At 72.1% G+C, this 19,871-nt stretch carries 20 protein-coding genes; 11 read left to right on the top strand and 9 right to left on the bottom strand.

The window, feature by feature from the left end; all coding sequences use genetic code 11:
• Positions 1-116: 116 nt before the first annotated feature.
• Complete coding sequence (locus tag ACIBK1_RS10795; RefSeq protein WP_396734002.1) at positions 117-1,001, top strand: sensor histidine kinase; 885 nt, start codon at positions 117-119, stop codon at positions 999-1,001.
• On the opposite strand, the gene ACIBK1_RS10800 is transcribed toward ACIBK1_RS10795, so the two are convergent.
• Positions 979-2,829, bottom strand: coding sequence for a sensor histidine kinase (locus tag ACIBK1_RS10800; protein ID WP_396734005.1), 1,851 nt, complete (start codon positions 2,827-2,829; stop codon positions 979-981). The two genes, ACIBK1_RS10795 and ACIBK1_RS10800, sit on opposite strands and share 23 nt — an antisense overlap.
• 132 nt (positions 2,830-2,961) lie before the next feature.
• Here ACIBK1_RS10800 and ACIBK1_RS10805 point away from each other — a divergent pair, with 132 nt between their 5' ends.
• Positions 2,962-3,621, top strand: a complete 660-nt coding sequence (locus ACIBK1_RS10805) for a response regulator (protein ID WP_396734008.1) — start codon at positions 2,962-2,964, stop codon at positions 3,619-3,621.
• Positions 3,622-3,715: 94 nt separating this feature from the next.
• Here ACIBK1_RS10805 and ACIBK1_RS10810 read toward each other — a convergent pair whose 3' ends face one another.
• On the bottom strand, positions 3,716-4,087 hold the full coding sequence (locus ACIBK1_RS10810; RefSeq protein ID WP_357322019.1) for a response regulator transcription factor: 372 nt from the start codon (positions 4,085-4,087) through the stop codon (positions 3,716-3,718).
• A 197-nt stretch (positions 4,088-4,284) separates the two neighbouring features.
• Here ACIBK1_RS10810 and ACIBK1_RS10815 point away from each other — a divergent pair, with 197 nt between their 5' ends.
• A complete protein-coding gene (locus ACIBK1_RS10815; RefSeq protein ID WP_030505560.1) occupies positions 4,285-4,479 on the top strand; it encodes a DUF5999 family protein in 195 nt (64 codons plus the stop codon).
• Between the two features lie 4 nt (positions 4,480-4,483).
• On the top strand, positions 4,484-4,978 hold the full coding sequence (locus ACIBK1_RS10820; protein ID WP_396734011.1) for an ATP-binding protein: 495 nt from the start codon (positions 4,484-4,486) through the stop codon (positions 4,976-4,978).
• A 12-nt stretch (positions 4,979-4,990) separates the two neighbouring features.
• Here ACIBK1_RS10820 and ACIBK1_RS10825 read toward each other — a convergent pair whose 3' ends face one another.
• A complete protein-coding gene (locus ACIBK1_RS10825; protein ID WP_156080707.1) occupies positions 4,991-5,158 on the bottom strand; it encodes a hypothetical protein in 168 nt (55 codons plus the stop codon).
• A gap of 281 nt (positions 5,159-5,439) precedes the next feature.
• Between ACIBK1_RS10825 and ACIBK1_RS10830 the strand changes: the two genes are divergently transcribed.
• Positions 5,440-7,548: an AAA family ATPase gene (locus ACIBK1_RS10830; RefSeq protein WP_396734014.1), complete on the top strand. Its 2,109-nt coding sequence runs from the start codon at positions 5,440-5,442 to the stop codon at positions 7,546-7,548.
• Positions 7,549-7,584: 36 nt separating this feature from the next.
• Here the strand turns inward: ACIBK1_RS10830 and ACIBK1_RS10835 are convergent, their stop codons facing one another.
• Complete coding sequence (locus ACIBK1_RS10835; RefSeq protein ID WP_396734017.1) at positions 7,585-8,556, bottom strand: 4-epi-cubebol synthase; 972 nt, start codon at positions 8,554-8,556, stop codon at positions 7,585-7,587.
• A gap of 90 nt (positions 8,557-8,646) precedes the next feature.
• Complete coding sequence (locus tag ACIBK1_RS10840; protein ID WP_030505564.1) at positions 8,647-9,048, bottom strand: ankyrin repeat domain-containing protein; 402 nt, start codon at positions 9,046-9,048, stop codon at positions 8,647-8,649.
• Between the two features lie 114 nt (positions 9,049-9,162).
• On the opposite strand from ACIBK1_RS10840, the gene ACIBK1_RS10845 reads away from it, so the two are divergent.
• The gene (locus ACIBK1_RS10845; RefSeq protein WP_156080708.1) at positions 9,163-10,068 is read left to right on the top strand and encodes a proteasome assembly chaperone family protein; all 906 of its coding nucleotides are present in this window, start codon (positions 9,163-9,165) and stop codon (positions 10,066-10,068) included.
• Positions 10,069-10,145: 77 nt separating this feature from the next.
• Entirely contained in the window at positions 10,146-11,231 is a 1,086-nt protein-coding gene (locus ACIBK1_RS10850) for a Gfo/Idh/MocA family oxidoreductase (RefSeq protein ID WP_396734021.1), read from the top strand.
• A gap of 87 nt (positions 11,232-11,318) precedes the next feature.
• On the opposite strand, the gene ACIBK1_RS10855 is transcribed toward ACIBK1_RS10850, so the two are convergent.
• Positions 11,319-11,915: a TetR/AcrR family transcriptional regulator gene (locus ACIBK1_RS10855; RefSeq protein ID WP_030505567.1), complete on the bottom strand. Its 597-nt coding sequence runs from the start codon at positions 11,913-11,915 to the stop codon at positions 11,319-11,321.
• A gap of 102 nt (positions 11,916-12,017) precedes the next feature.
• Between ACIBK1_RS10855 and ACIBK1_RS10860 the strand changes: the two genes are divergently transcribed.
• A complete protein-coding gene (locus tag ACIBK1_RS10860; RefSeq protein WP_357325089.1) occupies positions 12,018-12,815 on the top strand; it encodes an SDR family NAD(P)-dependent oxidoreductase in 798 nt (265 codons plus the stop codon).
• A 25-nt stretch (positions 12,816-12,840) separates the two neighbouring features.
• Here ACIBK1_RS10860 and ACIBK1_RS10865 read toward each other — a convergent pair whose 3' ends face one another.
• On the bottom strand, positions 12,841-13,638 hold the full coding sequence (locus tag ACIBK1_RS10865) for a tyrosine-protein phosphatase (RefSeq protein WP_357325092.1): 798 nt from the start codon (positions 13,636-13,638) through the stop codon (positions 12,841-12,843).
• Positions 13,639-14,003: 365 nt separating this feature from the next.
• Between ACIBK1_RS10865 and ACIBK1_RS10870 the strand changes: the two genes are divergently transcribed.
• Entirely contained in the window at positions 14,004-15,317 is a 1,314-nt protein-coding gene (locus tag ACIBK1_RS10870) for an SGNH/GDSL hydrolase family protein (RefSeq protein WP_396734026.1), read from the top strand.
• Between the two features lie 35 nt (positions 15,318-15,352).
• A complete protein-coding gene (locus ACIBK1_RS10875) occupies positions 15,353-16,918 on the top strand; it encodes a serine/threonine-protein kinase (protein ID WP_396734029.1) in 1,566 nt (521 codons plus the stop codon).
• Here the strand turns inward: ACIBK1_RS10875 and ACIBK1_RS10880 are convergent.
• Positions 16,902-17,963, bottom strand: coding sequence for a LacI family DNA-binding transcriptional regulator (locus tag ACIBK1_RS10880; protein WP_076434539.1), 1,062 nt, complete (start codon positions 17,961-17,963; stop codon positions 16,902-16,904). The genes ACIBK1_RS10875 and ACIBK1_RS10880 overlap by 17 nt on opposite strands.
• A 121-nt stretch (positions 17,964-18,084) precedes the next feature.
• On the opposite strand from ACIBK1_RS10880, the gene ACIBK1_RS10885 reads away from it, so the two are divergent.
• Complete coding sequence (locus tag ACIBK1_RS10885; RefSeq protein ID WP_030505573.1) at positions 18,085-18,657, top strand: hemerythrin domain-containing protein; 573 nt, start codon at positions 18,085-18,087, stop codon at positions 18,655-18,657.
• 42 nt (positions 18,658-18,699) lie between these two features.
• Here the strand turns inward: ACIBK1_RS10885 and ACIBK1_RS10890 are convergent, their stop codons facing one another.
• On the bottom strand, positions 18,700-19,827 hold the full coding sequence (locus ACIBK1_RS10890) for a serine hydrolase domain-containing protein (protein WP_197042381.1): 1,128 nt from the start codon (positions 19,825-19,827) through the stop codon (positions 18,700-18,702).
• Positions 19,828-19,871 lie beyond the last annotated feature (44 nt).

Below are 19,871 nucleotides of genomic sequence, written 5' to 3' on the forward strand. Positions count from 1 at the left end.
AGACCGCGGTTGTGTAGCCGGAGGTGCGCGATGCAGAGAACGGTCATGAAAGCAACGAGAGCCGCGCTCACGACACCGGCGACCACGACCGATCCGGCACCGATGAGGTGAGCGTCATGCACCGGCACCCCCACACGGCCGCCGGCGATCCGTCGGGGCGCGCCCGCGATCCGCACGACGAGAGCCAGGACTCCCTGTCGGCGGACGCCGCCGAGAGCGTGCTGAGGCAGCTCTCCACCGCCAGGAGAGAGCTGGAGCGGACCGCCGACCGGCAGCGCCGTTTCCTGGCCGGCGCTTCCCACGAGCTGCTCACGCCCCTCGCCGGACTGCGGACGCAGTTGGAGGTGGCCCGGCTGCACCCCGACGAGACGGATCTCGCCGAACTCGTCGACCACACGCTGCGCGACGTGGACCGCCTCCAGACGGTCGTCTGCGACCTGCTGACACTCGTGAAGGCGGCGACGATGCCCTCGCAGGGGACACGACTCGCCGACCTGACGGAGCTGGTCCTGGCGGAGGTCTCCACTCGGACGCCCCGGACGCCGACGCTGCTCCGGGTCATCCCCGGAGTGGCGATCCACGCCGTCGAGCACGAGATCCACCGCCTGCTGGGCAATCTCTTGGACAACGCGCAGCGCCACGCCAGAGGCAGCGTGCTGGTGGAGGTGCGCCAGGAGGGCGCCCACGCGGAGATCGCGGTGTCCGACGACGGCGACGGCATCGCCGAAGCCGATCGGGGGAGGGTCTTCGAGCCGTTCATCCGGCTGGACCAGTCGCGTGGCCGGGGCGGCCCCGGCCTCGGCCTCGCCATCGCTCGCGAGATCGTGCGGGCCCACGGCGGGACCATCGGTGTGGAGGACGCGCCGGAGGGCGGCGCCCGCTTCGTCGTCCGCCTGCCGCTCGCGGACCCTCTCGCCCGGCCGGATCCTGAGGGGCACCCGCGACCGCGCTCCGACAGCCCGGACGCGGACCGGGTGGTCAGCGGTCGCCGACCGGGATGACGGCCGTCAGCGTGGTGCCCTGGCCGGCCGGACTGGTGATCTCGATGGTCCCGTCGAGCGCCTGGACGCGGTCGCTGAGACCGATGAGCCCGGAACCCTTGGCCGGGTCGGCGCCGCCTGTCCCATCGTCGCGGATCACGACCGTCGCCCTTCCGCCCGTCGCGTGGACGTCGATGTCCACCAGCGAGGCGTGCGCGTGCTTGGCCACGTTCGTCAGCGACTCCGAGACGATGTAGTAGACGGCCACCTCGACCCGCTCCGGCAGGCGTTCCCGGACTCCCACCCGCAGGTCGACGGGGACGGACGAGCGGCGCGCGAGCATTTTCAGGGCCGGTCCGAGACCACCTTTGGACAGAATCGCCGGGTGGATGCCGCGCGACAGCTCCCGCAGGTCTTCCAGCACCAACGCCAGGCCCTCGGCCGTGTGGGACAGCTGCCGCCTGAGCTCCGGCAACTCCGGCGGCACGGCGGTCTCCGCCATGCGCAGCTGCAACCCCAGGGAGACGAGGCGCTGCTGCGCCCCGTCGTGCAGATCGCGCTCGATCCGGTGCCGGGTCTCGTCCGAGGCGGCGACCACACGGGCGCGTGAGGCGGCGAGCTCGTCGCGGGTCAGGGCGTTGGAGATGGCCGTCACGACGAGTTCGGTGAAGTCCCGCATGCGCTCCTCCACGCCCTCCGGCTGCCGCTCCACGCCCCGGAAGAAGGCGATCATCACGCCCCACAGGCGTCCCTCGACGACGATGGGGCCGCCGATCGCGACGCCGTTCTCCTCGTCTCTGGCCCACCTGCCCAGCTCCCCGGCCGTCCTTTCGTCCACCATGATCCTGCCCGGCTGTCCCGATCGCAGGACGAGGGCGGACAGGCCATCCTCGTGAAGCCGCCGGCGCGCGCCCACCGGCGGCGGGCTCCCGCCGCTCGACGCGCTCCAGGAGCTCATCAGGACGACCGTACGGTCGGGCTCGTATCGTTCGATCGCCGTGTGGTCCGCGTTCACGATCAGGCCCATCTCACCGGCGACCGCGTTGAAGATCTCCGTCGGGCTGACTCCGCGTGCGACCAGTGTCGCCACCCTCCGCAGGGCGGCCTGCTCCTCGGCCACCCTGGCCAGCTCGTCCCGGCTCGCCGCCAGGGCACAGGCGACGGCCTCACGACCACGCGCCGCCACCAGCGCCGCCTCCAGTGAGGGCACCACGCGCTCGCGCAGGCGGCGCAGCGTCGCCTGCGGCAGATCCGCGGGCACGACGAGCGAGCCGAACCGGGCACCCTCGTCACTGAGGGGCAGTGCGGCGCGGCGCCGGTCGCCGCCGGCCGGCCCGAGCTCGATCGCCACGGACGGCAGACCGAGGTCCTGCGCCAGACGCCGGGCCACGACCGGCAGCGCCGCGCGCAGCTGCTCGGCACGCAGGAGGAGACGGGCCGTGCCGGCGCTGACGTCGGCCTCGCGGCGGCGCTCGTCGGCCTCCAGGAGCAGCGATCGCAGCAGCGCCGCGGCACCGCTGACCAGCAGCGCGACCACCAGGAAGACCAGCAGCGCAATCCACGACCAGCTGCTGAAGAGCGTGACCTGGTGCGTCGGCGGAACCAGGAAGAGGTCGTAGGCCAGACCGCTCCCCAGCGCGGTCGCCACGCCGAGCGGCAGGCCCCAGAGGTACGAAACCAGGAGAATTCCGAGCAGATAAACTAGGCCCAGGGGACTCATGGAGGCCACTCTGACCAGCAGGAGGGCCAGAAGCGTCTCCGCCGTCACGCATACGACGCCGACGACGACGCCCAGAGCAAGGGGCGGACGTGCCATCCGGAGCAGCGACGACAGCCATCGCGCACGCATAACCCAACGTTACGCGGCCATATGTACCACATCGACGCTGATCGGCCGCGCATGGTGTGACTGCCCGATCGTCGACACGATCGAGGTACGGTCCCTGCGCGGGCGTGATCGTGCGCGAAAGGCGGCGGAACGGTGAACGAGGCCCCGGCACGAGTGGTCCTGGCGGACGACGACGTCCTGTTGCGCGAGGGGCTGGCGAGCCTGTTGGAGCGATCGGGGTTCGAGGTCGCCGGCCAGGCGGGAAACGCGCCCGAGCTGATCGCCCTCGTACGGCGGTGCCGCCCCGACCTCGCGATCATCGACATCCGGATGCCTCCCCGGCACACCACGGAGGGGGTCGAGGCGGCCAAGGTCATCCGGGCGGAGCTCCCCGAGGTCGGCATCCTGCTGCTGTCGGCGCACGTCGAGGTCGATCAGGCGATGGAGTTGCTCGCCACAGGCCAGCGGATCGGCTATCTGCTCAAGACCCGGGTGACCGCGGTGTCCGAGTTCGTGGGGACACTGAAACGCATCGTCAGCGGCGGCTCGGTCGTCGATCCCAGCCTCGTGGCGGAACTGATCAACGCCCGCCGCCGGCATGATCCGCTGGAGCAGCTCACCCAGCGCGAGCGCGAGGTGCTCGCCCTCATGGCGGAGGGCCGCTCGAACGCGGGAATCGCGCACAAGCTGTGGATCACGGAGGGCACGGTGGAAAAGCACGTGCGCAACATCATGGCGAGGATGCGGCTGCCGGAGACGGAGGACGACCACCGCCGCGTGCTCGCGGTGCTCGCGTTCCTCGACGCCCGCTGACGCCGCCCACGGCAAGGAGGACCCAGAGGGAGGCAACGGTGACCGGGACCGGTCTGCCGGCGGTACCGGCGCGGCACGGACCCGTGCGGTCCGGTCAGGCGTTCGCCTTCCGGAGGATGTCGTCGATCGCCCGGCCCGAGAGATGCGGCTTGGACAGGAAGGCGACGGCCGGGCTGGTCGCGATCAGTTCGGCGTAGTCCTGCTCGTCGTAGGTGGAGATCAAGATGATCCGCGGACGACGGCCCTCCGCCTCCTCCCACAGCCGCATGACCAGGTCGAAGCCGCTCTCCTCGCCCAGGTCGACGTCGACCAGCACGAGATCGGGCCGCAGCTCGTGAAACCGCCGCAGACCCTCGGCGAAGGTGGCGGCCGTGCCCACGACAGCGATGCCGTCCGCCTCCAGCAACAGGCGGGCGGCTTCCTTGAAGTGATCGCTGTCGTCAACGATGAGACACCGCAGGGCCACACGTTCAGAGTGACATCGGAGCATCTCCGAGTCATTCCAGGTAGCCGCCATCCCGGAGTCCGGCGGACAGGCATGCGAGATGGGGGCTTCCGGCGCAGACAGCGAGCCTTTCGTCCGGAATCGTGTGAAGTGCAAGCGAGTGCGAACCGGCCTCTCGTGAGCTGTCCGCCGTTCGCCGATGGATCGAGGTGACACGCATGTGCCCGCACACCCCGCCGTGTCCGCCCGCGTACGCCCCGGGTCACGACGCCGCCCGTCTCGTGGCCTTCCACCCGGAGCAGGGGTGGGGGCTGCTCTGCAACGGTGTCGTGGTGTTCGAGGACACCGGCGAACTGCTGCCCGACGGCCGGAGCCTTCTCCCGCACCGGGCCCGCTGTGCGCAGGCAGCGTGAGCCCATGAACGCGACGATGCTCGTGCCCGCGCCCCGGCGGCCGTACGGCGCCCTGCCGGGGGAACCGCCTCTCGCCGCGCCGGACGGCGCGGACGGCGACAGCGTGCCCGGGGCGTGCCGGGCCTCGTGGGTCCTCCCCGCCGTCCCGTCGTCCACGAGCCGGGCACGCCGGCTCGTCCGCGCCGTGCTACGGGACTGGACGGGCAGCGCGGACGGCGAGGTGGCCGAGGCGGCCGAACTGCTCGTCAGCGAACTGGTCGCCAACGCCGTGCGGCACGGGCGGGGCGAACCGGTCCTCGCGCTCGTGCTGCGGGACGGCGTCCTACGGTGCGAGGTCGAGGACGAGGCCCCCGTTCCGCTGCGGCCCCGCGACAGATCGCCGGACGACGCGGAGGGCGGCCGGGGGCTGCTGATCGTCGAGTGCCTGTCCCGCTCCTGGGGCGTACGCCCGACGAGCAGGGGAAAGGCCGTGTGGTTCGAGCTGGCGCCCCGGTCCTGAGCTAGCCCAGAGCTAGCCCCAGTGCGGCGGGCGCTCCTCCAGCAGGTGGGAGACGTCGGAGTCGGAGCGCCAGTCGCCCCACCCGAGGTCGGTGTCGTCGCTCGTCTGGTCGGGCAGCACCGGCAGCCCCTCGTCGAAGAGGTCCACCGGACGCATGTCATCCGGATGCTGCGCACTCACGCCGCCAATATTACTGGCTCCGTCCGGGAGCCGCGGAGCCACGCAGCCGCGGCGCCACGGAGCTACGGGAGCGGGACAGCCGCGGCGTCCCGGGCGAGCGCCGGGCGCGGCTCTGGGGTCCGTGCGACGGCCGGGCGGCGCTGGGACTCCTTCCGCCGAGGGGAGATCACGCCGCCTCATCGCCGGGCAAACGTCACGCCCGTACCACCGGACAGCCAACCGCACGCAAAGGTACGATGCGGGAGCAGGGAGCACGCCGGACGAACCCCCCGTGAGGCGGCATGGCAACGCCAGCAGGATGGCGGCAAGAGGGCAACCTGCCCGTGGAGCTGACGAGCTTCGTCGGGCGCACGCGGCTGCTCGCGTCGCTGCGACAGAAGCTGCAGGAGCACCGGCTGATCACCGTGACGGGCATCGGCGGGGTCGGCAAGTCCCGCACCGCGCTGCGTGTCGCGCATCAGGTGCGGCGCCAGTTCAGGGACGGCGTCTGGTACGTCGACCTGGCCCGGCTGCAGGACCCCGCGATGGTCTACCACACGATCACGGCCGCGCTCGGCATCGCCGACCAGTCGCCGCGGGAGGGGTCGGCCACCCTCACCGAATGGCTGGCCGACCGGGAGCTCCTGCTCATCCTGGACACCTGCGAGCACCTGGTCGACGCCTGCGCCCAGCTCACCCAGGATCTGCTCAACACCGCGCCGCACCTGCGCATCCTCGCGACGAGCCGGCGGTCGCTGAACGCGCCGGGCGAGTACACGGCCGCCGTGCCGCCGCTGACGGTGCCCGGCGACAAGCCGTCGGAGAATCCGTTCACCAACGAGGCCGTCGAGCTGTTCGGCATCCGGGCCTCCGCCGTCGTGCCCGACTTCGTGGTGGACGAGGACAACATCACGGCCGTCGCCGAGCTGTGCCGCCGTCTCGACGGAATCCCGCTGGCCATCGAACTGGCCGCCGTACGCCTGCGCACGCTGTCGGTGGAGCAGATCCTCGCGCTGCTCGCCGATCGGTTCAGCCTGCTCGCCGGGGCCAGCCGTACGGCGCTGCCGCGGCACCAGACGCTGCGCGCGGCGATCGGGTGGAGCCACGAGCTGTGCGAACCGGCCGAGCGGCTGCTGTGGGCGCGGCTGTCGGTGTTCGCCGGCGACTTCGACCTGGACGCGGCCCGGAGCGTCTGCGCCGGCGAGGCCCTGCCGTCCGAGCGGATCCTCGACGTGATCGGCGGCCTGGTCGACAAGTCGGTCCTGCTGAGCTTCCCCACCCCGGCCGGGCAGCGCTACCGGCTGATCGACACGCTGCGGCAGTACGGCGGCGAGTGGCTGGACAAGCTCGGCGAGACACAGGACCTGCGGTGCCGCCACCGCGACTACTACCTGCAGCTCGCCGAGCGCAGCGAGCACTCGTGGTCGGGACCGCGCCAGGTCCACTGGTACACGCGGATGCGCCAGGAGCACGACAACATCCGCGTCGCGCTCGACTACTGCCTCTCGACGCCGGGCGAGGAACGCGTCGGGCTGCAGTTGCTGTCGGCCCTGTGGTTCCTGTGGGTCGCCTGCGGCTTCGCCCGTGAGGGCGTGGTCTACCTGGAGCGCGCGCTCAAGATCAGCCCCTCGCCCAGCAAGGAGCGCTGCAAGGCCCTGTGGGTGCTGGCCTACATCCGCAGCGCCCAGGGCGACATGGCGGGCGCGCTCGCCGCGGCCGAGGAGTGCAGCACCGACGCGGTGCGCGTGGGCGACTCGGGCGCGGTGCTGCTGGCCACCAAGATGCAGGGCACCGCGGCCATGCTGCAGGGCGACGCGAAGAAGGCGACGGCGCTGCTCGGCGTCGCGATCGAGTTCCACCGCGGCGGCCGGGAGCTGAACCCGGGCCTGCTGCCCGCGATCGTCGAGCTGTCCATGGTGTTGTTCGCGCAGGGCGAGTTCGAGGAGGCGGAGACGCTCCTGGCCGACTGCCTGCAGGTCTGCCAGGAGCGCGGCGAGCTGTGGCTGCGGTCCTACTCCTGGTACGTCTCCTCCCTCGTCCACCGTGCGACCGGCAGACGCGACGAGGCGCTGGTGGCGTGCAAGGAGGCGCTGCGCATCAAGCGGCACTTCCACGACGTGCTCGGGATCGTCCTGTGCGTGGACAACCTCGCCACCCTGAACCTCGAGGCCGGCGAGCCGGGACGGACGGCGACCCTCCTCGGGGCGGCCCAGGCCAACTGGCGGACCTTCGGGCTGCCTCAGTTCGGGTCGCCGTTCTTCACGACCGAGCACGAGCAGTGCGTCAAGGAGTGCAAGAAGCTGATCGGCGACGCCGCCTACGACGAGGCGTACACCGCCGGGACCCGGTTCAGCCTGGGCGACCTCGTCGAGTACGCGCTGGACGACCTCGACGACTTCCACCTGGACTGACCGGGTTCACCGCGGCCCCCGATCGCCGATGGGTGGTCACTGCCAGGCGCCGAAATACCGGGAGCTGGTCAGCGAGTAGTCCACGCTGCCGCTGATCCAGTACTGCAGGCCTCTCACGTACGCGTCGACGGCGGGCGAGCCGAGCGCCTCGGCGGCAGGGGCGAGCGCCGCCATCGCGGCGACCGCCTCGTCGCGCATCGCGCCGATCCGGTCCATCGCCTCCTGGACCGTGCACCCGGTGTGCCCGACCAGCACGCTGACGAGGTTGTTGCGGATGTTCGCCTCGCCCCGCTCCTTGGCGTACGAGATGAGGTCGTTGTCCCAGACGACCACGTCGTTGGCGTGCTCGGTCATCTCGTGCACCACCGGATGGCGCCACTCGTCCGTGGTGAGGCAGACCTCCGCGGCCACGTCGATCAGCGCGAAGACGGTGAGCATCGCGCCGGTCCTGCGGCGCATGAAGATGTAGTCGTCGATGGTCGGGACGACGTCGTCCTCCCGGTTGGCGGCCTCCCAGACCTGGGCGAACAGATAGTCCTTGATCGTCGCGCGCCACCGGTCGAGCTGGTCGGCGGTGCCGTTCTTCCTGATCCGTGTCTTGATGTCGAGGAGCGAGCGGGCGAAGACGTTCTCGACCGGTTCGCCCCCCTCGTTGTCCTCGACGACGCTGTAGAGCTGGGGCAGGGCCCGGGCGATCTCGGCCGCCCGCCGGTCCGACTCGCAGTAGGCGTCGTCGAACGCGAACAGCCACACGCACCAGTCCGTGACGAGCTGGCACAGTTCCTGGGAGGCGTAGGGGTAGGTCCGGGCGCCGAGCCATCCGTAACGAGCGAGCCGGAAACGCTCAAGCTGGCCGTCGTCGGCGATCATGCCGGAGGCGGCCAGCCAGGCCAGCGTGTCCCGGTTCACCTCGTCGACGTGCGGGTTCACCGCACTCGGGAAGGGGCAGGTGAGCGAGGGAAGGCGGAGGGGGCTCCCACTGAGGGAATCCGCTTTCGCAGTAGCCATCCGACAAGCATGGTCCTAGCAGATGATCGGCGCCAGCCTTGCCATAATTACGGACACACCGGCCAGATAGATCTATCCAGACAGATCTATTCAGCCGGATGAGCCCTCGATGAGCGTGACGATCTCCGCGTCCCCGAACATGCGGGCGGCGTCGACAGCCGAGGGCGTCCCGGCGTAGCGGTCGGCTCCCAGCTCCAGCAACGCCCGCACGACCTCGGGCTCCTTCTTGAACACCGCGCCGGCGAGCGGGGTCTGCCCGCGGTCGTTGGCGAGGTCGGGGTCCGCACCCCGCTCGCCCAGGGCGCGCACGGTGGCGGCGTGCCCGTGGTAGGCCGCCAGCATGAGCAGGGTGTCGCCCTTCTGGTTGCGCAGGTCGACGGGCACGCCCGCGTCGACGTACGCGCACAGCGCCTCGGTCCGCCCCGACCTCGCGAGATCGAAAAGCCTGGTGGCGAACTCCTCCATCTCAGGGTCCGGCTCCATGTTCCCCATAGTCCAACGGTAAGGTCGCCGCTACCCCTCCGGATCGAGCACGGAACAGGCCGGAATCGACCGGGGGTCCCGTAGGTTCAGTAGGTAAAGACCTCGCGAGAAAGGCTGGGACACGTGTCCGACCCCACGGATCTCTATCGGCTCGACGTGGACCTGCCCGAGCTGACCGATCCGGTGCTGCTCTACCACTTCGAGGGGTTCGTCGACGCCGGCGCCGCCGGGCGGCTCGCCCTGGGGCACCTCCTCGCCGAACTGGAGCACCAGGTCATCGCGACCTTCGACGTGGACCGGCTGATCGACTACCGATCCCGCCGCCCGGCGATGACCTTCGACACCGATCACTGGAGCGACTACGACACTCCTGAGCTGGCCGTCTACCTGACCAAGGACGTCACGGGCACGCCGTTCCTCATCTTGAGCGGCCCGGAGCCCGACCGGGAGTGGGAGCTGTTCACCGAGGCCGTCGGCATGCTGGTGACCCGGCTCAACATCGGCAGGCTGGTGACCGTCCACGGCATCCCGATGGGCGTTCCGCACACCCGGCCGCTCGGCATGACGGCCCACGCCACCCGCCCCGACCTCGTGAACGGGCAGACCAGCCCGTTCGGCAAGGTCCGTGTGCCGGGGAGCCTCGCCGCGCTCATCGAGTTCCGGCTCGGGGCGAAGGGTCACGACGCGCTCGGCTACGCCGTTCACGTGCCCCACTACCTCGCCCAGGCGGAGTACCCGCAGGCCGCCGTGGCGGCGCTGGAGGCCGTCACCCGCGGCACCGGGCTGGTCTTCCCCATGGACGCGCTCAGGGAGGCGGCCGACAAGACCAACGTCGAGATCGAGGAGCAGATCGCGGCGTCCGACGAGCTCGCCGGCGCCATCCGCGGCCTGGAGCAGCAGTACGACGCGTTCCAGTCGGGCGCCGAACGGGAGAGCCTGCTGGCCGAGGAGGCGCAGATGCCCACGGGTGACGAGCTCGCCGCCCAGTTCGAGGCGTTCCTCGCCGAACGGGACGACGGCGACGCCTGAGCCGCCGCGAAGCCCGCCGCGAAGCCGCCGCCCCGACCCGCCCGAAGGACTCCCCGCGCCTCATGCCGTCCTCAGATTTGCCCGAAATTCGCGTCGGACTGGCTGGTTTCGGTCCGGCCGGATCCTTTTTCCACGCGCCTCTGATCGCCGCCACGCCGGGACTGCGCCTCGCCGCCGTCGTCACCCGCGACCCCGGCAGGGCCGAGCGTGTCCACGCCGTCTATCCGGGCGCGGCCGTCGTCCCCGCCGTGGAGGACCTGTGGGACCGCTGCGATCTCGTGGTGATCGCGACGCCGAACCGCACCCACGTGCCCATGGCGGCCGAGGCGCTCAAGGCCGGGCTTCCCGTGGTCGTCGACAAGCCGCTGGCCGGTGCCGCCGCCGAGGCCCGCGACCTCGTACGGCTCGCGCGCGACCGCGGGCTGATGCTGACGGTCTTCCAGAACAGGCGCTGGGACGGCGACTTCCTGACGCTGCGCCGGATGCTGCCCGAGCTGGGCGAGGTCCACCGGTTCGAGTCGCGGTTCGAGCGGTGGCGGCCGGTGCCCAAGGGCGGCTGGCGCGAGTCGGGCGGCCCGGAGGAGGTCGGCGGCACCCTCTACGACCTCGGCAGCCATCTGGTGGACCAGGCGCTGCGCCTGTTCGGCCCGGTCTCCGGCGTGTACGCGGAGACCGACGTCAGGCGGGCCGGGGTGCGCAACGACGACGACGCGTTCGTCGCGCTGACCCACCGGAACGGGACCCGCTCGCACCTGTGGATGAGCGCGGTGGCCGCGGACCTCGGCCCGAGGTTCCGGGTGCTCGGCTCCCGCGCGTCGTACGTCAAGTGGGGACTGGACCCCCAGGAGGAACGCCTGCGTGCGGGCGAGCGCCCGGACGCCGCCGGCTTCGGCCCGGGCGGGAGTTCCGGCGCGGGCGCCGGATGGGGCGTGGAGGCCCCGGAGCGCTGGGGCATGGTCGGGGCCGGGGGCGACACCCGCCGGGTCCCCACCGAGCCCGGGGCGTACCAGCGGTTCTACGAGGGCGTCGTGGCCTGCCTGCGCGACGGTGCGCCGCCCCCGGTCGAGCCCGGCGACGCCGCGGACACCATCGCCGTCCTGGAGGCCGCCGCCCTGTCGGCCGCCCGTGGCCAGATGGTCGCCCTTCCCGTCGCGGAGGAGTAGCGGCCGCTCACTCCGGCGGCCGTTCACTTCGACGGCCGCTCACTTCGACGGCCGCTCACTCCTGTGGCCGTTCACTTCGACGGCCGCTCACTCCGGCGGGGTGGCCAGCCTGCGGGCGGTTTCGATCACCGTCTCGCGACGGCGGGCCAAGGCCGCCTGCTCGGTCTCCTCGTCCAGAACGAGGCGGCACATCCGGGGCACCGCGAAGTTCCAGGAGATCAGTCCCATGATGGTGAACAGCAGGTCCTGGGAGGCGCGGACCCGTGCGTCCTCCGCGAGGTCGCCGGCCGCGCCCGCGTCGATGAGTTGGCCGACCTTCTCGCGGAAACCGTCGCGCCACTCCTGCTCGCCCTCGCCGGGTTCGTCGCCCACCTCCAGCGCATCCCACAGCAGCAGCCTGATCAGCTCCGGGTGTTCCCGATACCAGTCGAACATCTGCCCGACCGACTCGGCCACCGCGTCGGGATCGACGGAGACGGAGGCGCGGACGTCCTCCAGCTTCGCCCGCAGGACGGCGGCGAACAGCTTCTCCTTGCTGCCGTAATAGAGGTAGATGGCCTGCTTGTTGGCCTTGGCGGCCGTGGCGATGCGGTCCACCCTGGCCCCGGCCAGGCCGTGCTCGGCGAACTCGACGGCGGCGGCGTCGAAGATCCTCCGTCTGGTGTCCTCCGCGTCGTAGGCCATGCACGAATTAAACCATCCGGTTGACTCCTCCCCCCTCCGGGCGGCAGTATCGGGGCGAGCAATAAAACAACCAGATGGTTTATTTCACCGAAAGGCTCTCTCATGAGCACTGCGACACCCATCCCCGTCCGGTCGCCGCTGCCGGGCACCCTCTCCGGCGCGACCGCCGTCCTCATCGGCGGCAGCTCGGGCATCGGGCTGGCGGCGGCCGTCCTGCTGCGTTCGGTCGGCGCCCGCGTCGTGCTGGTCGGCCGCGACCCCGACCGGCTGAAGGCCGCCGTCGCCCGCGTGCGCGAGGCGGGCCCGGCCGGGGACCCCGACGACGCCGTGCTGGGCGTTCCCGGCGACGCCGGGGACGAGCGGATCCTCGCCGAGGCGTTCGACAGGGCGGGTCACGTCGACCACGTGTACGTCACCGCCGGCGGCATCAGCGGCGCCGGTCCGCTGACCGGGCTGTCGGCCGACGACATCCGCACGACCCTCGGCTCGGGCCCCCTCCAGACGGTCTTCGCCGTCGCCCGCGCGGCGGCGACCCGGCTTCCCGCGGGAGGTTCGCTCACGTTCAGCTCGGGGATTCTCGTGGTCCGCCCCTACCCCGGGATGACCGTCCCGCTGTCGGCCGCCGGCGCCGTGGAGACCCTCACCAGGGCCCTCGCCGTGGAGCTCGCCCCTGCTCGGGTGCGGGTGAACACCGTACGCTACGGCCGGATCGACACCCCGCTCCTGCGTTCACTGCCGGGGCTGGACTCCGACGACGCGATCGCCGCCGCCGGAACGTCCACGCCCCTCGGCCGCTTCGGCACCGCCGAGGAAGCCGCCGCCACGGCCGTCTTCCTCATGGCCAACAACTACGTCACCGGCCAGGTCATCACCGTCGACGGCGGCGAAACCCTCGCCTGACCCCGCCTCCGGCACCGGCCGGAGGTCAGTCGCGCAGCCGGCCGCGAAGGGCCTCGGTGTCGGCGTCGGTCCAGCCGTGGGTGCGCAGCCAGCCGAGGGGGCCGCCGAACCGGTCGTCCAGCGTCGACAGGAACTGGGACATGTACTCGGGCCGCGGCAGGTGGCTGTCGGCCGGCTTCGAGTCGAGGTCCTCGCGGTAGGTGCGGCTGGCGCGCAGCCGGGCGAGGATGCCCTCCAGCCGTTCGCCGGTGGCGACGTAGTCCTCGACGATCGCCTCCCGGGTGGCGCCGGCGACGGCGAGCGCCAGGGCGGAGACCACTCCGGTGCGGTCCTTGCCCGCCGCGCAGTGGACCACGGCCATGCCGTCGTCGCGGGCGAGCACCCGCAGGGCGGCCACCACCGAGTCGGGCCGGTCGCGCAGATATCCGTAGTAGTAGCCGGTCACGCGGAGTTCGGCCAGGTCCTCCTCGTCCCGCTCGCCCTGCCACGGCAGGGCCCGGTCGTCGATGGTGTCGGCCTCGACGTCGGTGAGATGCCCGCCTTCGGCGAACAGGCTGTGGTGGTGGATGCCGACCTCCGGCAGGAGGGTCAGCGGACCGGGGCCCTCCAGGCGTACCTCGGTCTCCGACCTCAGGTCGACCACGTGCCGCAGCTTGAGGTCGGCCACGAGCAGTGCCATGTCACCCTCGGTCAGGCCCTGCAGGTTGTCGGCCCGCAGGATCCGGCCGGGCACCGTGGTCCCACCGTCGGCGGTGGGCAGGCCGCCGAGGTCCCGTACGTTCGCCGCGCCTTCCAGAACGATCCAACGCTCGTATGCATTCATCGTTCCGAGCCTATCCGTCCCTCTATGACGGAGAAATGAGTGCAGAGTGAAGATCTGCACCTACTGTCGCATCGATCCCGCTACTCACCTAGGCGTCCCTTCCCAGGCGGGCGAAGCGCCTGGTACGCGGGCCGCGGCCGACGTGGGACGGCGCGGAGATCGGGCACGGCGACAGCCGGTATTCAGCCGGAATGTGGTCGACTCTTACGACTGACGGTCAACTTCTCACCCCGCGTTCCCCAAACAGTCGTAATGTATGGCGTCGCGGACGCTTTTCGATCAACGGTCTCGGCGGAGCGATCGGAAGCGGGGCCGCATGGAACGGACTTGCCTCAGGCAGCCACACCCCAGATGGAGGACCCCGGATGGCACGGCCGGCTCACCGGTTGACCATGGCCGCTCTCGCCCTCGCCGTCAGCGGCGCGGCCGCCGCGCTTCCCATGGCGCCGGTCCACGCGGAGTCCCTCACGGCCGCGCGTACCGCGGCCGCTTCGCCGTCCGCCGCCCGAGGGCTCGCCGCGGCGACCGGCACACGCCGCACGGCCGCGCCGAGGCCCGGTGGCGACTCACGCGCACAGCACCGCCTGGTCGGCGCGTGGACCACCTCGACCGACCGGGTCACGGCGGCCCTCGGCGGGCAGACCGTGCGGATGATCGTGCGTGCCAGCGTCGGCGGCGGCGGTACGCGCCTGCGGCTGTCCAACCTCTTCGGTGCGGCGCCCGTGACGTTCGCCGACGTCCACGTGGGCGTCCAGGCGTACGGCGCCGAGATCATCGCGGGCACCAACCGGCCGGTGACCTTCCGCAAGCGCACCGCGGTGAAGGTGCCGCCGGGCCAGGCCGTCTGGAGTGATCCGATCCCGGGCCGGATCGCCGGCGGATCCGCCCTGGTCGTCAGCGTCCACCTGCCCGGCACGGTCAGAGGCGTGACCGGGCACGAACGCGCCTACAGCACCACATACCTGTCGGGCCCGGGGGACCACGCGGCGGAGGAGAGCGGCGAGGGCTTCACCTACACGAGCACGCAGTGGTACTTCCTCGACCGGATCGCGGTCGAGGCGGGCGGGGCCACGGTCGGCTCGGTGGTCGCGTTCGGCGACTCGATCACCGACGGTGCGGGCCAGGCCGTCGACGCCAACCGCCGCTGGACCGACTACCTGCGGCAGCGGCTGGCCCGCCAGTCGGCGTCGCGGCGGATGGGGGTGCTCAACGCCGGCATCGCCGGGAACAGGCTGCTGCACTCCAACGTCGGCCCGAGCGGTCTCAGCCGGTTCTACCGCGACGTGCTCTCCCAGCCGGGGGTGCGCACCGTGGTGGTCTACGAGGGGATCAACGACATCGCCCGGGGCGACTACACCTCGATCAAGCCGCTCGCCTACGGATACAAGAGGTTGATCCGCGAGGCGCACGCCCGCAAGGTCAAGGTGCTGGTCGGCACGCTCACCCCCTTCTACGGCTGGAGCACCTGGACTCCGGAGCGCGAGGAGATCAGGCAGCGGCTGAACGAGTGGATCCGCACGAGCAAGGCGTTCGACGGCGTCCTCGACTTCGACCGGGCCGTACGCGACCCCGAGTTCCCCGAGCAGCTGGCCGTCTCGTACGACTCGGGCGACCACCTGCACCTGAGCGACGCCGGGCGGCTCGCGCTCGCCGACGCGGTGAACCTCCGCATGCTCTGATCCCGCGACGGCCACGGGGTCGCTACCGTGTGACCATGGTCGCCCCCCTTGAACCAGACGACCCGCGCACGCTCGGCGGGTTCCGCATCAGCGGACGTCTCGGCGAGGGCGGCCAAGGCGTCGTCTACCTGGGCCATGCGCCGGACGGCGCTCCGGTCGCGGTCAAGGTGCTCAAGACCGGGCTCGATCCCGTCGTCCGGGCCCGGCTGACCCGCGAACTCGACGTCCTGCGGGGCGTCGCTCCCTTCTGCACCGCCAGGGTGATCACGGCGATGGTGGACGGGCGCGAGCCGTACGTCGTGAGCGAGTTCGTCGACGGCCCCTCGCTGCAGCAGCGGGTGACCGCGTCGGGGCCGCTGCGCGGAGGCGAGCTGGAACGGCTCGCGGTGGGGACGGCGACCGCGCTGGCGGCGATCCACGGCGCGGGCATCGTGCACCGCGACTTCAAACCGGGCAACGTGCTGCTGGGGCCGGACGGTCCCCGCGTGGTCGACTTCGGCATCGCCCGCCACGACGAGAGCGAGACGATGACCGCGGGCCCGGTGGGCACCCCGGCCTACCTGGCGCCCGAGCAGATCGCGGGGCATCCGGCCACCCCCGCCTCCGACGTGTTCGCGTGGGGCGCGACGATCGTCTTCGCCGCCACCGGCAGGGCGGCGTTCGGCGCCGGCAACGTCGCCGCCGTGCTGCACCGGATCATGACGACGTTCCCCGACCTGACGCCGGTGCCCCCACCCCTGCGCGCACCGGTCGAACGCTGCCTCGCCAAGGATCCCGCCGCCCGTCCCGCGGCCCGCGACCTGCTGCTCGAACTCGTCGGCACCCCGACCGGACCGGTGCGTACGGGTGCGGCGGCGAGCGTCGTCCCTCCCGGCGGGCCCGCGCAGCCGTACGGGCCGTCTTCGTGGCCGGCGACCTCGCCGCCGGCGGGTCCGGCCGAGGAACACGGACCCGCGCGCGAGCACGGGCCCGCCGGGGGGCGCACCGCGGCCGGAAGCGGGGCGGCCGGGAGCGGGGCGGCCGACACCGTGCCCGGGGGCGGCCGGGGCGGCCGAGGCGGATCGCGCACCCGGGTCCTGGCCGGGGCCGGCGCCGCCGTGGCGGCTCTCGGGATCACCGCCGCGCTGCTGGTCCCCCGCCTGGCCGCGATGTCCGGCGGCGACCCGTCCCCCACTCCCCTGGCGAGCGCGCCCGCCCAGAGCACGTACACGGCGGGCCCGACGCCGACCGCCGCCGGAACCACGGGCGGGGCGGACCCGGCGACCGCCTCCGCGCCGGCGGGCATTCCGCAGGCGTTCGAGGGGAAGTGGCGGGGGCACATCGCGCCCACCGCCGGCCTCCTCACGAGCGAGTACGACATCGAGATCGAGTTGAAGGCCGGCAAGCCGTCCGGCAGGTGGAAGGAGCCGGCGAACTCGTGCGACGGCACGCTGCGGCTGACCGCGGCGTCCGGCCCGGCGCTCACGTTCCGGCTGGAGGACGTCCCGCAGTGCGTGCCCGGCGACGTCACGCTCACCCTCCGGGGCGACGCCCTCGCCTACCGCCACACCGACGACCTCGGCCTGTTCGCCTACGAGGGCACCCTCACCAGGGACTCCTGATCCTCGGGTTCCGACGGGGCGGGGCGGTGCTGTCGCGGACCACGAGGGTGGTGCCGAGCTCGACGAGCCTCTCGGACGGTCTCTCCCCGTCGGCCAGCGCCAGCACCATGCGCGCCGCGGTGGCGCCGATCTCGGAGAACGGCTGGCGCACCGTGGTCAACGGCGGCGCGACCCAGGCGCAGTGCTCGATGTCGTCGAACCCGACGACGCTGAGGTCGTCGGGGATGCGCAGACCGGCGATCCTGGCGGCCTCGTAGACGCCGAACGCCTGCAGGTCGTTTCCGCACATGATGGCCGTCGGAGGGTCGGGGAGGGCCAGCAGCTCGGCCCCGAGGTCCCGGCCGTGTTCGAACAGGAACGGCCCGTCGCGCATGAGCCGTTCGTCGAACGGGACGCCCGCGGTGTCCAGAGCGGCGCGGAAGCCGTCCAGCCGCGCCCGCGAGGCCAGGAAGCCGGCCGGCCCGGTGATCACGCCGATCCGCCGATGCCCCAGGTCCAGCAGGTGCCGCGTGGCCGCGAGCGCACCGCTCCAGCCGGTCGATCCCACCGCCGGCGTGGGATGCACGTCCCCGGTGGGGTCCAGCGCCACGAGGGGGACCCCGGCTGCCTCGAACAGGTCGCGGTGCGCGACGGTCACTCCGGAGACGACGGCGATCACCCCCACCGGCTGCCGCAGCAACAACGGCTCCACCCAGGGCAGGCCTGCCGTGTCGCACGAGCGCACGTCGGTGAAGCCGACGGCCAGCTGACGGGCGGCCGCGACCTGCTCGACGCCCCGCATGATCTCGATCGCGATCGAACCCAGCATGTTGCTGCACACCACCTCCAGGCCGTAGCCCGACCCGGTGGGCACCGCCCTGCGAAACCCGTGCTCACGCAGGAGCGCCTCCACCCGCTGACGGGTGCTCTCCCCCACGCCGGTCCGGCCGTGCAGCACCTTCGAGACCGTCGGCGGTGAGACCCCGGCGAGCTCGGCGATCTCGGCGACGCTCAGGTCGCCGCGCCGAGGACCTCGGAGCCTCCGCGACCGGCCTCCCTCGATCATGAGCCGAGTCTACGGGACACGATTCGCCGCCATCTGCGAACGAACGGCCGCAACCGGCCATGACGGTGTGAGCACGGCGCCTCCGGGTAGTGCGAGCGCGTCCACGCACAGGAGGAAACCCATGGCAACCGACGTCATCAGCCTGATCAAGGAAGATCACCGCGACGTGGAGTCGCTGTTCGAGCGGCTCCGGAAGATGCCGGAGAACCGGCCGGCCCTTCTCGCGGAGCTGGCGGCGAAGTTCATCGCCCACAGCGAGGGCGAGGAGGACGAGGTCTACCCCGTGCTCGCCAGGCGGCAGCCCGAGGAGAAGGAGGAGGTCCACCACGGCACCGAGGAGCACCACGAGGCCGAGGAGATGCTCTCCCGGCTCCTGGAGACCGCCCCGGAGAGCCCCGAGTTCGACACGCTGCTGCACGAGCTGATCGAGGCGGTGACGCATCACGTCGAGGAGGAGGAGAACGACATCCTCCCGGTTCTGGAGAAGGCCGTCCCCTTCGAGGAGCGGGTGCAGCTCGGCAAGGCCTTCAGCAAGCGGAAGGCCGAGGTGCTCGCCGCTCCGATCAAGCCGCGCTCGCGGACGAAGGACGAGCTGTTGCACCAGGCCGGGGAGCTGGGCGTCGAGGGCGCGTCGGGGATGACCAAGGACGAGCTGGTCGCCGCCGTCAGGCAGAAGAAGCAGGCGCAGCGCTGAACGCGCCCCCGTCGCGACGCTGTCCGTCCCCCCTGCGGACCGTCACAGGCAGGCGTACAGCGCCGCGACCATGGGTTCCCATCTCGGGTCGGGGCCGGCCGCGCTGACGACGAGGCGGCTCGGCGTGTAGGCCAGGGCGATCCGCGCGTCCGGGTCGGCGAAGGCGAGCGCCCCGCCCGAGCCGCTGTGCCCGAAGGCGCGCGGGTTCGGCGCGAACGGCCGGATCTCGCAGGGCAGCATGTAGCCGAGCGCGAACCTGGTCTGCGCCCGCAGGACCTCGTCGCGCCCCTCGCTCCTGGGCGCGACGGCCCGGCCGAGCACGTCAGGGTCGAGGAGCGGGCCGGCGCCGTCGGCGGCGCGCCCCCGGCACGACACGAGCCTGCCGTACAGCGTCGCGAGGGCCCTGGCCGTGGCGTGCCCGTTGGACGCGGGGATCTCGGCGGCCCGCCAGCGCGCGGTGTTGGCCAGACCGGGCGTGAGCTGCTCGGCCGGGTTGCAGAAGGCCATCATCGTGATCGAGCCGGGCTCGGACATGGCGGTGGTCAGCGATGACGGTGCGGCGTCCCGCCCGGCCTGCGGCGGGGCGAGGTACGCGGCACGGCCCGCCTCGGACGCCGGCAGGCCGATCCACAGGTCGGGGACGCCGAGCTCGTCGCGGACCAGGTCGCGGACCAGCCGGCCGCCCACCCGGCGCAGCACCTCGCCGACGAGCCAGCCGAAGGTCACCGCGTGATACCCGTGCCGCTCCCCCGGCGTCCACCACGGGCGCTCGGCCGCGAGCGCGGCGGTCATCGCGTCCCAGTCGAACAGGGAGCCCGGCGGCAGCTCCCGGCGGACGGCGGGCAGCCCTGACCGGTGCGCGAGCAGGTCGGCGACGGTGGTGGCGGTGGCGAACCCGGGCCAGTAACGGGCCACCGGGGCGTCGAGGTCGAGCAGCCCGCGCTGGACGTACAGGTGCGCGAGCGTCGCCAGCACCCCCTTCGACACCGAGAAGACGTTGACGACCGTGTCCCGCTCCCAGGGGCGTACGCCGCCGGGGCCGGCCGTGCCCTGCCAGAGGTCCACGACCATGCGCCCGTCCGCGTACACGGCGAGGGCGGCGCCCCCTTCCCCGCCGCCCGTCTCCCTGAACGCGTCCGCGACGCGCGCGAAGGCCGGATCACACCACATCGAATGTCCCTCCACATTACTCAACCTAAGTTGCGAAACCATGG

The sequence above is a fragment of the Microbispora rosea genome (genome assembly GCF_044460045.1).
Lineage (GTDB): Bacteria > Actinomycetota > Actinomycetes > Streptosporangiales > Streptosporangiaceae > Microbispora > Microbispora rosea.